This is a genomic window from Streptomyces sp. NPDC050147, from assembly GCF_040660195.1.
Taxonomy (GTDB): Bacteria; Actinomycetota; Actinomycetes; order Streptomycetales; family Streptomycetaceae; genus Streptomyces.
Window position 1 is genome coordinate 220,553 of record NZ_JBFALJ010000004.1, and the last position, 12,679, is coordinate 233,231.

Genomic DNA, 12,679 nt, shown 5'->3' on the forward strand with positions numbered 1-12,679 from the left:
GACGGTGGCTGGACGACGTGGCTAACGGGCGGGGCTGGTGGAGCGCGGCAGTGCGAGCGGGTGGCCGCTGGGCTGGTCCGTGCGGTAGGCCTCGGCCTGGAGGTTGTAGAGATCCGAGTACAGACCCTCGGCCGCCATCAGTTCCTCGTGCGTGCCGCTCGCGGTGACCCGGCCGTCGGCGAGTACGTAGATGCGGTCCGCGTACCGCACGTTGGCGAGGCGGTGGGTGATCAGGACGACGGTGCGGTCCTCGGCGTGACCGCCGATCGCCCGGAAGAGGTCGTGCTCGGCCCGCGCGTCGAGAGCCGCGCTCGGCTCGTCACAGATCAGCAGCCGCGCGTCGCGGTAGAAGCCGCGCGCGGCGGCCAGCCGCTGCCACTGCCCGCCGGAGAGCTCACGGCCGTTCTCGAACCGCTTGTCCAGGAGCGTGTCGTAGGCCTGCGGCAGCCGGTCGATGAACTGGTCGGCGCCCGACTCGGCCGCCGCGCCGCGCATCCGCGACTCCTCGCCGCCGTCGCCCATCGAGATGTTCTCGCGCGCCGTGAGCGGCCAGTTGGTGGGGTTCTGCGCCACGACCGCGATGTGCTCCCACAGTTGGGAGCGGTCGGCGTCGGCGAGTGACGTGTCGTCCCAGAGCACGGCCCCGCTGTCCGGTGTGTACAGGCCCGCGAGCATCTTGGCCAGCGTGGTCTTGCCGGAGCCGTTCTCCCCGACGAGGGCGATGACTTCACCCCTGGCGATCTCGATCGACGTATGCGAGAGGGCGGGGGGCGAGGCCCCGGGATAGCTGAACGTCACGTCCCGTACGGTGATCCGCTCGAACGACGAGGGCGCGGCGCGCTTCTCCGTCAGGGTGAGGACGCGCTCGGCCTCGGTGCAGAAGTCGAGGTAGTCGCAGAAGTAGAGGCCTTCGGTGTAAAGCCTGTTCATCTCCTGCACCAGCAGGTGCAGGGACTCCTTGCCGCTGCGGATGGCGAGCACCGCGGCGCCCGCGACCTCGAGCGGGATCGCCCCGGCGCCGAGCAGCAGGCCGAGCGCCACATACGTTGCCGCGGTGGCGACCCCGCTCATGGCGTCCCCGGCCAGACGCACCCCGGTCTCCTTGCGCGCCAGGTCGATCTGCACGTCACGCTCGACCGTGGCCACCCGGTCGTACTGCCGCAGCAGGAAGCCCCGCATCGTGAAGGACCGCACGTCCGCGGCCGACCTGCGGTCCGTCATCAGCTCGAACATGATCCATTTGCGGCGGCGGCTCGCGATCAGGTCCCACAGGGCGCGATAGCGCATCCGGGCCGAGCGCACCGCCGCCCACCAGTCGGGCGCGGCCGTGACGAGCAGCAGCGGGAGCAGCACCGGGTGCAGCACGCCCAGCGTCACGGCCACCGCGGCGAGCCCCACCAGATTGCTGAACACCTCAAGGGTGGCGCGGGCGGTGACGGGCGCGTTCGCCGTCCCGCGCTCGCGGGCCCGCTGCAGGCTGTCGTGGAACCGCGCGTCGTCGTACGACGCCAGGTCCACCTGCGTGGTCAGTTCGATGAGCCGCAGCTCGACGGCCCGCTCGATACGGGGGATGAGGCGCGCCTGAGCCCACGCGGCCGCCGCCTGGAACCCGGACCGCAGCGCGAGGGCGAGCGCCACGAGCAGCAGCGAGGGAAGCGCGTCGCGCACCCGGTCCGGCGTGGGTCCCCCGGTGAACAGGGACTGCATCACCGAGGTGGTGGCAAGGAGGCCGAGCGAGAGGAAGCCGCCCGACACGGCGTTGAGAGCGATGGCCGCCGATGTGTCGAACCGGCTGGTCCGCCAGGCGAGCCGCAGGACATGGCCGATCAGCGTGGGCAGGCCGCTCGCCATGGCCCAGAAGCCCGCGGAGAAGAGGTTCGCCTCGTTCATCTCCCAGGGTTCCTTGGCGAGTTCGGGGGTGCTGGGCGCGGCGGCGTCCGGCGCGTCCTGCTGTCCGGCGTTCCGTCCGCTCCCCTCGGAGCGGCGTGACGGCCTGATCCGCATGCTTCTCCCTTCCTCTCTACGGCGCTGACGCGCGTCGGCCGAGCCAGTCCTCGATGAGCGCTCTCTCCCGCTCGGCGGGGAAGGGGCCGGTCTCCGCCTCGCCCGCCGGGGCGTCGCGCAGCTCGGCCCAGGTGTCCTCGACCGTCTCGTACAGCGGCCGGCACGAAAGGCCCGTGGCGTACGCGGCGGCGGCGTCCACCGTCCAGAGGTGGCCGTAGCCCGGGGTGTCGTGCGGCGTCCACAGCGGCAGGTCGAGCCAGGGGCGCACCCCGGCGGCGGTCAGGAACCGGTCGTCGGCCCAGACCGGCTCGGCGCCCGCCCCGGTGACGGCGACGCAGGCGTCCACGAGCCCGCCCCGCGTCGTACGCCCCACCGGTCCCGCGGCGTTGATGCTGCCGGCCCTGCCTTCCCGCGCACAGGCGAGCAGCCACGACGCCACGTCCCGGCAGTCGAGGAGCTGGACCGGATCGCCGGGGGCGCCGCCCGGCAGGAACCGGCCGCCGCGGGCGGCCCGCAGCAGCCAGCCGCGCACCGGCCCCGCGTCGTCGCGCGGTCCGGTGATGACGCCGGGGCGCACGATCAGGGCCCGGTCGCCGAAGGCCTCGCGGACCGCCCGCTCGCAGCCCGCCTTCAGCGTTCCGTATCCCGTGTCCTCCAGACCCGCGTCCAACGGGCATACGCGGGGCGCCAGTTCGTCGGAGGCGGGCTTCGCGGGCCAGGGCAGCGCGGCGAGCGACGAGACGTACAGACAGGTGCCCGCCCGGTCGGCGAGGAGCCGCGCCGACCGGGCCACCGACGCGGGGACGTGGCCGCTGGTGTCGATCACGGCGTCCCAGCGGCCGGACGCGAGCGCCGTCAGGCCGCCCTCGGCTTCCCGGTCGCCGCGCAGCGCCTCGGCCGCCGGGTGGTCGGCTCCGGTCAGCCCCCGGTTGAACGTGGTGACGTGCCAGCCGCCGAGCACGGCGCGCTCGACGATGTGGCGGCCGAGGAACCCCGTGCCGCCGAGCACCAGGAGCCTCACGCGGGTGCCTGCGGGGCGCTCGCCCCGGACACCGGGCCGCCGGAGACCCCGTGCACGTCGTCGTCGGGGCTGCCGATCATGGACAGCTCCCGCATCCTGGCGATGACCGGGGCCATCTTCGGGTCGCGTACGGCCTTCTCCACCCACCGCTCGTCGTAGCGGGGGTACGCCGTCGTGTCGTAGGCCGCGTCCGGGTCGACCGAGCCCGCGCTGTGGAAGAAGCGGCTGAACGCCGTCTCCTCCTCCTCGGTCGTCGGTTCGTCGGCGTAACTCACCGACCACTGGAGGCGGTCGACGCCGTTGATGCTGGCGTGCCACACCTGCCAGTCGAAGACGATGACATCGCCCCGCCGGGTCTCCGCCACGTCGAGCGGCAGCTCCGACACCTGCTTGCGCACGGCCTTCTCGCCCCACTCGTCCGCCCAGATGCCGTACGTCTTCTTCCACGCGTCGGAGGCGGCGGAGAAGTCGGCGTGGTGCGATCCGGGCAGAAAGCGCAGGGCGCCGGTGTCCGCGGTGAGCGGCTCCAGGTAGACGGCGAAGGTGACACCGTGCATGCCCGGCATGCAGTCGCGGTGCAGCGGCGTCTGCGTGAACAGCAGGATGCTCTCGGCGAAGGTGGGCAGCGCGCGGGCGCCGACCAGATCGTTGGCGACGCCGTAGAACCGCTTGTCCTCCATGAGCTGGAGGCTCAGCGGGGTGCGTTCCGTGCTCATCATCGGCAGCAGGTACGAGGGCAGGCCCTGGCCCTCGGGCCGTGCGCCCGCAAGATAGCCGAAGGCGTCGGCGTGACACCGCTCGACCTCGTCGGCGAGCCGGGTCATCTCGTCCTCGTCGAGGAGCTGCGGCAGGACGAGATAGCCGAACGTGTGGAAGAAGTCGATCTGTTCCTTCGTCAGGTACTGCTGGGTGTCGGGCCCTTGCTGGTCGTGCGTCATGTCGGGAACCTCCTTCATTACGAGAACCTCTTGCGCGCCTGTGTCACCCGGGCACGTGCTTCGGTGGATTCGCCTGCGTGCTCCTCGTCGGCACGCCGCCACGTCTCCCACGCCGTTTGCTCGGGCGTGGTGAAGCCCGCGTTCTGCCGCCGGTCGAACATCTCGTCCTCGCCGAAGAGGCGCAGCGTCCGCCGGTCCCGCGTCCTGCGCGCCGTCGCGACGATCGCCCGGACATTGGGTCCGGCGTAGGACTCGTCGTGGCGCATGGCCGAGGTGTTGTAGCCGATGCCGAGGAACTGCCGCCGCCCCTCGCTCACGCTGTGCGTGCCGGAGTGCAGCAGGTTGTGGTGGATGAGGACGACGTCCCCCGGCGTGGTGTGCAGCAGCACCTCGTCCTCGTGCGGCTCCTCGAGGCGGTCCTCGGGGATGCTCACGGGAGTGCGGTGGGAGCCGGGGATGACCCGCAGCGGGCCGTACTCGATGGTCATCTCCTGGAGATACGCGAAGCAGATGACGAGCAGCGGCTTCATGTACGAGCCGTTCGGGAAGTACCCGAACCGGTCCCGGTGCCAGTGCACGGGCCGCCCCTTCGCCTCCGGGTCCTCGGCGTCGGCGCTGAACAGGACGGTGCTGTCCAGTTGGACGGCCGGGCCCATCACGGCCTCCGCGAGATCGAGGAGCGCCGGGCGGGTGACCGCGCCGAGCGCCACCCGCGGGGCCCGCTCGACGAGGTGGCCGACGATCAGCGGGGGGTCCTCGCGGCCGTGCACGAACTGCCAGTCGTCCGCACCCTCGTCGTAAAGACGCCGGAACGCGGCGACCTCGTCCTTGCCGAAGACGCCGGGCAGGACCACATAGCCGTCCTCGCGGAACGCCCGTACGCGGTCGGCCAGTTCGGTGTCGCTCATCGTGATGTCACCTCCGTGCGGTCGGGACGCTGTTCCAGCGCGTCCAGCGCCTTGCGCCAGAACGCGTAGATCTTCCGCTCGCGGCTGGGGCCGATGCCGCACACCCGGTTGACGTGCATGTGGACCAGGCTGGCGAGGATCTCCCGCGGGTCCTGCCAGAGCGCGCCCTCGTGGTGCAGCTCCCTCAAGTCCGCTGCTGTCTCGCTCAGTTGGACATAGGGCTCGGTCATGGCGAGCAGGACGTGGCGCCGCGGGTCGTCGGCGGGCCGCCGCCAGGGGCGAAGCAGTTCGCAGAGTTCGGTGCGGTGCTGCTTGAAGGCGTCGCTGAACTCGTCCTTGTCGGACCGGGCCCGGATGAAGGCCAGCCGTTCCTCGAAGCCGAGCCCCCAGGCCTCGGCGAGACGGTCCAGGCAGAACGCGGCCGTCACGGCGGGGTCCAGGCGCAGTGCGCCCGCCTGCCGCGCGGCGAGCACGGCCTGAGTGACCTCACTGTCGGTGCCGAAGGCCCGCTCCACCGCGGTCATGGCCACGGGACCGCCGTACCGCCACACCTCCGGGAAGTACGTGTCGAAGCCGAACTTCCAGGCGAGCCCGGAGCGCACCACGTCACCCGCCCATGCCGCGGTCCGTGCGAGGAGCTCCCCGCCGCGCCGTGCCTCGCCGGCCAACAGCCGTATGCGCAGGTGCGGTTCCGGGTCGGCGAAGCGCATGAAGAACCAGTCGGCGAGCAGCCCCTCGGCCCGCAGCGAGGCGACGAACGGCGCGAGCGGGCCCGCGACGGCCTCGTCCTGGCGTCTGGCCGACGTGTAGAGCTTGAGGTACACCCAGCCGTCGCCGGGCAGCACGCGCAGCTCGTCGGCGGCCGGCGGACGCTCCGGGTGGCGCGCGAGCCGCACCGGCAGCGGCTCGTCCGCACCGGGCTTCGGCGGCGCCTCGGCCCGCGCGCGCCGCGTCACCGGTACCACGACCTCCGACGTGTACGACCTGCCCTCGGTGTCCCGCAGCCAGTGCTGGTCGTGGCCCGGCAGCACCTCCTGCACGGCCAGGCGGCCGGGCGCCTTGGTCTTGCGCAGCGCGGTGAGCAGCTCGCTCACGCACATGGGGTGCCGCAGATCGAGCAGCAGCCGGTTGTCGAACTCGACCAGGTGGACCCAGCGCGGCACCCGCCAGCGCGCACGCCACTCCTGGACGCCCCGGTACCAGCGCGTGCTGTCGTCCCCGCGGCCCGTGGGCGTGACCGAGCCGTGCTGGAGGATCCACTGCGCCGGGCTGATGACGACCTTGCCCCGCACCAGGCGCGGCAGGAACGGCGCGCTCTTGTACGGACCCCAGTGGAAGGCCGCGAGCAACGGGTGGCGGTCCTGGCCGATCTCCAGGAGGAAGCGGCACACGTTGGGTGCCTGGAGGTCGGTCAGGAGATGGCTCTGCCCGACCACGACCTCCTTGCCCAGGCGCCGCGAGCAGACGTAGAAGTGGCCGTCGTGCACGCCCACCATCAGGTCGGAGAGGGTGATGGTGCGGTCGTCGGGGACCGAGGCGGAGGCGTTGACCACGATCTCGTGGTCGCGCAGTTCGGGGTGGACGACGACGTTGGCGGCCCTTCGCACCAGCGGCAGGTAGCTCAGCTCGGCGAAGACGGCGTCCGGCCGCGCGGCCTCCTCGCGGCGCGCGCAGTGCCGCAGCGCCCCGGTCACCTCGGCCGGCAGCACATCGGTGAACCTGCCGAACGTACGGCCGCCGTCCGCGAGCGGCGTCGGGCACAGCACCGCCCGCCAGTCCTCACCCTCCAGAGCGGCGGCGTCGGCGGCCTGCAACTGCAGGTACACGTCGAGGACTTCGGGAGCCCGTGGTCCGGTCTCCGGGCGCCAGTTGGAGAGCGTGTCCAGGAGGCCGTCGGTGAGCTCGACCTCCTGGGCGCCGCTGCGCAGCGCCTCGGACACCAGGCCGCACAGGGCGACGTCACGGTGCGGGTTCAGGGGAGCGGGCGGCGCCTGGCGGGGCGGGTCGGGGAGCGGCTCGGTGTAGGTCGCGGGCGGCCCGAGGCCCGACTCGGCGCTGAGGAGTTCGAGCAGCGGGACCTGCGCGTCCTCGCCGTAGCGTTGCGCGAAGTCGTCGTGGTAGCCGCGCAGATGCTGGAAGCCGGAGGGGAAGAGCCCGAGGCGCAGGAGTACGTCGGCGGCGTCCGCGGCGGCGTCCCCGACGGCGCGCGGCAGACGGTCGCCCACGGTGTTCAGGGCCATGTCGACCTGGAAGGGCGGAGCGCTCGACTCGTGAAGGCCCGTCTGGTGACGGTGCAGCTCGGCGAAGAGGTGCTCGCGGTCGGCGGGCTCCGCCGCCTGCGTGCGTCCCGCGAGGTCGAGGGCCGTGCCGAGCGCGGCACGCAACGGCGCTGTACGGGGCCCGTCCGGCAGCCGGGCGGCGAAGGTCTCGGCGGCCCGTGAGTCGCTCAGCGCGGGCCGCAGGTCGCTCATCAGGAACCGGTTGGCCCACAACTTCCGCAGCAGCGCGTCGATCTGCTGCTCGCTCGCCTGCGGCAGGTCGCGGACCAGGCCGGCACGGAGATCGGCGTACGGCAGCGGGCGCCCGGCCCGGCGAAGCACCTCCAGGACGACCGCGGTGGCGCGCAGCGTGATGGAGCGTGTGTCGCGCGTGCCGTAGATGTCGGCGACCGGCAGGACGAGACGGTCACCGGCGACGTGGGCCGTCGGGTTGGCGACGACGCCGAGGTGGTCCGGCGCGGCCTCGTCGCGCTCGACCTGTTCCACGAGCGCCATCAGCCAGTTCATGTCGGGCCTGGTGCGCACCGCCCCGGTCGCGGGCAGGCCCAGAAGCAGCGTGTCACCGCCCGCGCCGGCCCCCTCCCTGGCGGGGCCCGTGAACCGCCCCGCGGCGACACCGGCGAAGAGGCCGAAGGGCGTGGCGCGCGTGCTCATCCGCGTCAGATAGCGCAACAGGCTGCGGTAGGTGCGCTCGGTCCGCCGCTGCGAGGTGCCGCCCGTGTCGAGGGAGTCCACCGCGGCGAGCAGCGGCGGGCTGGCGACCGCGAGCGCCTGCCTGACCTCGGCGTCGGCCGCGTACTTGCGCAGCAGCGCCCGGGTCCTGTGGCCCGCGTCGTGCAGGGCGGTCTCCAGCTCCCCGTCGTGCGGCCCCTCGGGTACGTCGTCGGCGGGGGCCGTGAGCCGGTGGAAGGAGCCCAAGGGCAGGGCGGGCGCGCGCAGCAGGAAGAAGCCCGCGGGTTCGTAGGTGGCGTCGTACCCGGAGGTGGACGGGGGAGGAGGTGTGCCCTTGTCGTGCCGGCTCATGGGTACGTGATTCCTGCCTTTCGGTCTACGTGGGTCCGCCGCGCCGCCCGGTCACGACATCAGCAGCGCCCGGTCCCAGGAGGGTGCGACCGGGGTGGCCGCGGCGAGCAGGGCCAGCGCCACGCCTGCCGCGCCGGTGAGGAACCCCGGGTCGTCGACGAACACGCCGGGCTGTTCCTCGTCGCGGAAACACAGGGGCGCGGCGGGGTCGAAGAGGCCGAGGATCTGCTCGGTCAGGGAGGAAACGTGGTCCTGGAGAGGGGAGTCGGGATCGTCCTGGGCCAGGCGCAGGCACACCATCAGGAGGCCCGCCACCCCGTGGCAGAGGGAGGGCGAGGGGATGTGCCGCTCGGACACCGGGCGGCGCAGCGCGCTCTGAACGGCCTCGACGGCGAGCCGCCTCAGCTCCGGCGCGTCCAGGGCGTGTCCCGCGTGCCACAGCGCCATGGCGATGCCCGGGGCGCCGTAGCACCAGCCCGCGCGTGACGGCGGTCCGCCGGCGGCGGCGCCCCGCCCCGGCGGGTCGTGACGGCCCACGTGGTTGGGCCAGTTGACGCCCCACGGGTCCTGTACGCGGTGCTCCACGACCCAGTCCGACAGCGCGCGCACGGCCTGGAGCTGGCCGGGGAGCCGGTGGCCCGCCCGGCAGGCGAGCGAGAGAGCGGCCAGCGGCCCCCCGGCGCCGTGGGCCGTCCCGAGGTCGAGGTAGCCCTGCGGGCACTCCTCCAGGAGCGCGGGATCCACGGAGTCGGCGGGGGAGAGCAGCCGCCCCGCGCCGTCCCCCTCGGCGACACCGCTCAGGTAGCGGATCAGGAGCCCGGCGGCCTCCTCGCCCGCCGCGTCGTCGACGCCGGTGGCCAGGAGGGCGCCCAGGACGCCGGAGGCTCCGGTGACGACGTCGTACAGGTGGTCCTTCGTGTACGTACCCGGATCCGCGGGCGGCTTCGACTGCCAGGGCCCCGAGGCCACTTGGCCCAGCAGCGCGGCCCGCACCTTGAGCGCCGTCGGCGCGTACCGCGGCTCCGTCTCGGCCGCCCCGGCGAGCACCAGGGCCAGGCCGCCCGTGCCGCCGTACAGCCCCGGGCCGTGCAGCGGGCTCCGCGCGGTCGAGCGGGCGCAGAGCCCGAGGGTGGCGTGCAGGCGCTGCTCCCAGCCCTCGCCCGGCCAAGCGCGCGTGAGGTGCAGGAGTGCCAGGGCGATGCTCGGAAAACCGCAGGCCAGGGAGGTCCCCGCGAACTCGAACCGGTGGGAGCCGCGGGCGGCTTCGGCCGCCGCGGCTAGCACCCGCTCCGGATCGGCGAGCCGCAGGCCGACGGCCCTCGCACACGCCACGGCACGCTCCTGGAGGGCTCCGGACAGTGCGGGCCGCCACGAGGGGCCGGCCGGCGTGCCGGTGGCGTCGGTGCTCTGCTGGTCCGTAGGGGCGGGTGCGCGCGACGGCGATGGCATGGGCGTCCTTACGTGCGGTCGGTGCCAGAGCTGGGACGAGCCGTTCATGGACCGCGGCACGTCCCAGCCGCCGGCCTCCGTCGAGCGGAGTCATACCGGTGGGAGCAAGCGGTCACTCCCGACGCGGCCGCTGGTACGGCTGGTGGTGCGGCCGCGGGCGCTGCTGCTAGTTCCAGTACTCGGTGGGCATGTTCTGCATGAGCTCACCGGAGCAGCACTTGGTCCAGCGGCAGCTGTAGCGGTGGGTGCACCACCAGGCCATCGGGTCGGTGTCCTCCGCTCCGGCCTCCGGAACGTCGACCCGGATATCCAGATCGAATTCGTCCAGGGGTATATCGATCAATTGCTGGGTTGTCATCGGTTGAGCCTCCAAGTCGATTGAGGCAGGACGATCAGTGACGCTAGAGACCCCGCTCAAAGGCCGAAACCCCTATGTTGAACAAGGGGATGCCCCTATCCGGAAGGGGCGTCGACTGGGGTAGCCAGGCTGGTCCCGCCCTGTCAGCCTCAACGCCATGCGCGGATTCCGGTTTTCCTTCAACATCTGCCAAGCGGATTCCCGAGAAGCCTTCGCCCAGAAGTGCCGGGAGAGTGAGGAGTACGGCTATGACGTAGTTCTGGCGGCCGATCACCTGGGAATGCTGGCGCCTTTTCCCGCTCTGGTCGCCGCGGCGGACGCCACCGAACGGATGCGTGTCGGCACGCTGGTCCTGAACACCTCGTTCTGGAACCCGGCGCTGCTCTCCCGCGAGATCCTCAGCACCGACCTCCTCACCGGAGGCCGCCTGGAAGTGGGGCTCGGCGCCAGCCACATGCGCTGGCAGTTCGAGGAGGCCGGCATCCCCTGGGACCCGATCGGCGTCCGCGCCGAGCGTCTGGAAACCACCGTCACCGAGCTGGAACGCCACTTCACGACCGAGGTCGGCGCCCCGCCCGAGGCGCGGGGCGAGTCGCGTGCCGTGCAGCGGCGCGGGTTCCACCGCACGGGTCCGCCGCTGCTCATCGGCGGGGTCGGCGACCGGGTGCTGCGCATCGCCGCCGAACACGCCGACATCGTCAGCATCTCCGGTGTCCACCAGATGCCGGGCAAGCCCGCCGGAGCGTGCCGTCTGGGCTCGGCGGCCGAGGCCGCCGACCGGGTGCGCTTCGTCCGGGAACACGCGGGGGACCGGCTCCCCGACCTGGAGTGGCACATGCTGGCGCACGCCGTCGAGGTGACCAACGACCGGCGGGCCACGGCGGAGAAGCTGCTGACGCAGCTCGGCATGGGCATCAGCGTGGAGGACGCACTTCAGACGCCGTACCTGCTCATCGGCACCGTCGACGAGATCGCCGAACAGCTGGTGGCCAACCGCGAGAAGTACGGCTTCTCGTACATCACGGTCCACCAGCCCTACATCGAGACGTTCGCTCCCATCATCGAGAAATTGCGGGGCAGTTGACCGGCCGCACCCCCCGCGGCCGGCGTGCCGAAGGCGCCTTCCGTCCGGTTCCCTCCGACCGGACGGAAGGCGCCGTTCCATGCTCCGCGTACGGCGTCCGGATCGCGTCCGTAGCACCCTCAGGCGTGAAGCCGCCGATGGTACTGTCGCGGTGCAAATGGCCCTCTTGAGTGTGGAAAAGGGACGTATATGACCGAGCAGCGGCAGCCTTGGCTGAAGCGGCCGTCCTCCCTGGTCCTGCTGATCGGCGCGGCTCTGCTGGCCGCCTGGATGGGGACGGTCATCGTCTCGATCGTGCGTGAGGAGCCGGACGGCGAGGCCACGTTGGACGGGCTGCGATCCGCCGTGCAACAGGCCCTGACCGACCGGGACGACGACGAGTTCGGCCGGCTCGTCGACTCCGACAGCGCGGGCGAGGACTACGCCAAGAACTACGTGGCCCGTCTCGACGAGGCGGACCCGCGACGCGTCCGCGCCACCGTGGCCGAGGGCGACGGCGACCCGGTGGTCACCGTCACCGCGGACGCCGGGACCAAGGGCGCCGTGTGCACCGCGTGGTCCGCCGTCCGCAGCGACGACCGCTGGGTCCTTGACGCGGCGCCGCCCGTGGGGCGCGAGAAGGGCTGCGGGGCGGCGGACTGAGCGCCGGGGGCGTCAGACACACCGCCTACGCCCGCTGCCGGTCCGCGAGGCTCACACCCGGCGGGCCCGCGCCCACCAGGCCGGGCTGTGCACCACTCCGTAGGCGTCGGCGCCGCCGTCGGGGCTGAAGCGGCGGAGGTAGATCTCCCGCAGTTCGTCGGACGGCACGCACCCGAGCAGCGTGCCCCGGCGCAGCTCACAGCTCTCCCAGCCCTCCGCCTTCAGGGAGTCGCGCAGCTCCCGGGCACCGATGCGGAAGAGCTCCGGGTTCCCGCGCGGCAGGGCGTCCGAGAAGCACAGCAGGTGCAGATGGGCGCCGGGCGCGGTGGCCCGGTGCAGTGCGCGCAGATAGCGGGAGCGTTCCTCCTGGTCCAGGCAGTGGAACAGGGCGCTGTCGACGACGGTCTCGAACCGGCCGTCACAGCCGCTGAGTTCGGTGAGGTCGGCGATGGTGAACGTGACGTCCAGACCGCGCTCCCGCATGAGTTCCCGCGCCCTGTCGATCGCCTCGGGTGAGGAGTCGACGCCGGTGACCCGGTGCCCTCGCGAGGCGAGGAACGCGGCGTTCTCGCCGAAGCCGCAGCCCGCGTCGAGTACGTCACCGCGGATGGTGCCCTCGCGGTCCCACTCGATGACGGCGGGCTGCACTCTGCCGATGTCCCAAGGGGCCCGCTCGTCGGCGGCGGCCCCGTCGTCCGGGTGTGCGCACAGCTGCTCGCCCAGCCGGAAGGAGTCTTTCGGGGGCGCCTGCCGCGCCCTGGCGCGTGCGGAGAGCTGCTTGCTGTCGACCATGGCGCATACCTCCATGCCTCGGGCTGCTCAGCCGAGCCGACCCGCGTTCGCCGCGAGCCTAGACGTCGGCCCCGGCGGCTCTCCAGGAGTACGGACACTTCTAGGGGGGTGTTCGGGGGGTGCTCGTTCCGGCCCCTATCGCGAGCCCGGCGCACCCGTACGGCAGCGGTGATCGACCGCC

At 72.6% G+C, this 12,679-nt stretch carries 10 protein-coding genes; 2 read left to right on the forward strand and 8 right to left on the reverse strand.

What is annotated here, in order from left to right; all coding sequences use genetic code 11:
* Window positions 1–21: 21 nt before the first annotated feature.
* From AB0I94_RS09650 to AB0I94_RS09680, 7 genes are all read right to left on the reverse strand, one after another.
* Entirely contained in the window at window positions 22–2,004 is a 1,983-nt protein-coding gene (locus AB0I94_RS09650) for an ATP-binding cassette domain-containing protein (protein ID WP_363308914.1), read from the reverse strand.
* 16 nt (window positions 2,005–2,020) lie between these two features.
* Complete coding sequence (locus AB0I94_RS09655) at window positions 2,021–3,025, reverse strand: NAD-dependent epimerase/dehydratase family protein (protein WP_363308915.1); 1,005 nt, start codon at window positions 3,023–3,025, stop codon at window positions 2,021–2,023.
* Window positions 3,022–3,963, reverse strand: coding sequence for a phytanoyl-CoA dioxygenase family protein (locus AB0I94_RS09660; RefSeq protein WP_363308916.1), 942 nt, complete (start codon window positions 3,961–3,963; stop codon window positions 3,022–3,024). Before AB0I94_RS09660 ends, AB0I94_RS09655 begins: the two co-directional genes overlap by 4 nt.
* A gap of 17 nt (window positions 3,964–3,980) precedes the next feature.
* Entirely contained in the window at window positions 3,981–4,871 is an 891-nt protein-coding gene (locus AB0I94_RS09665; RefSeq protein ID WP_363308917.1) for a phytanoyl-CoA dioxygenase family protein, read from the reverse strand.
* Window positions 4,868–8,173: a lantibiotic dehydratase gene (locus AB0I94_RS09670; RefSeq protein WP_363308918.1), complete on the reverse strand. Its 3,306-nt coding sequence runs from the start codon at window positions 8,171–8,173 to the stop codon at window positions 4,868–4,870. The genes AB0I94_RS09665 and AB0I94_RS09670 overlap by 4 nt, the downstream gene beginning before the upstream one ends.
* 51 nt (window positions 8,174–8,224) lie before the next feature.
* Entirely contained in the window at window positions 8,225–9,622 is a 1,398-nt protein-coding gene (locus AB0I94_RS09675) for a lanthionine synthetase C family protein (RefSeq protein WP_363308919.1), read from the reverse strand.
* Window positions 9,623–9,788: 166 nt separating this feature from the next.
* Complete coding sequence (locus AB0I94_RS09680) at window positions 9,789–9,980, reverse strand: FDLD family class I lanthipeptide (RefSeq protein ID WP_361044490.1); 192 nt, start codon at window positions 9,978–9,980, stop codon at window positions 9,789–9,791.
* Window positions 9,981–10,137: 157 nt separating this feature from the next.
* On the opposite strand from AB0I94_RS09680, the gene AB0I94_RS09685 reads away from it, so the two are divergent.
* Window positions 10,138–11,064: an LLM class F420-dependent oxidoreductase gene (locus AB0I94_RS09685; RefSeq protein WP_363308920.1), complete on the forward strand. Its 927-nt coding sequence runs from the start codon at window positions 10,138–10,140 to the stop codon at window positions 11,062–11,064.
* 189 nt (window positions 11,065–11,253) lie between these two features.
* Window positions 11,254–11,706, forward strand: coding sequence for a hypothetical protein (locus tag AB0I94_RS09690; protein WP_363308921.1), 453 nt, complete (start codon window positions 11,254–11,256; stop codon window positions 11,704–11,706).
* Between the two features lie 51 nt (window positions 11,707–11,757).
* Here the strand turns inward: AB0I94_RS09690 and AB0I94_RS09695 are convergent, their stop codons facing one another.
* Window positions 11,758–12,498, reverse strand: coding sequence for a class I SAM-dependent methyltransferase (locus tag AB0I94_RS09695; protein ID WP_363308922.1), 741 nt, complete (start codon window positions 12,496–12,498; stop codon window positions 11,758–11,760).
* Between the last annotated feature and the right edge of the window lie 181 nt (window positions 12,499–12,679).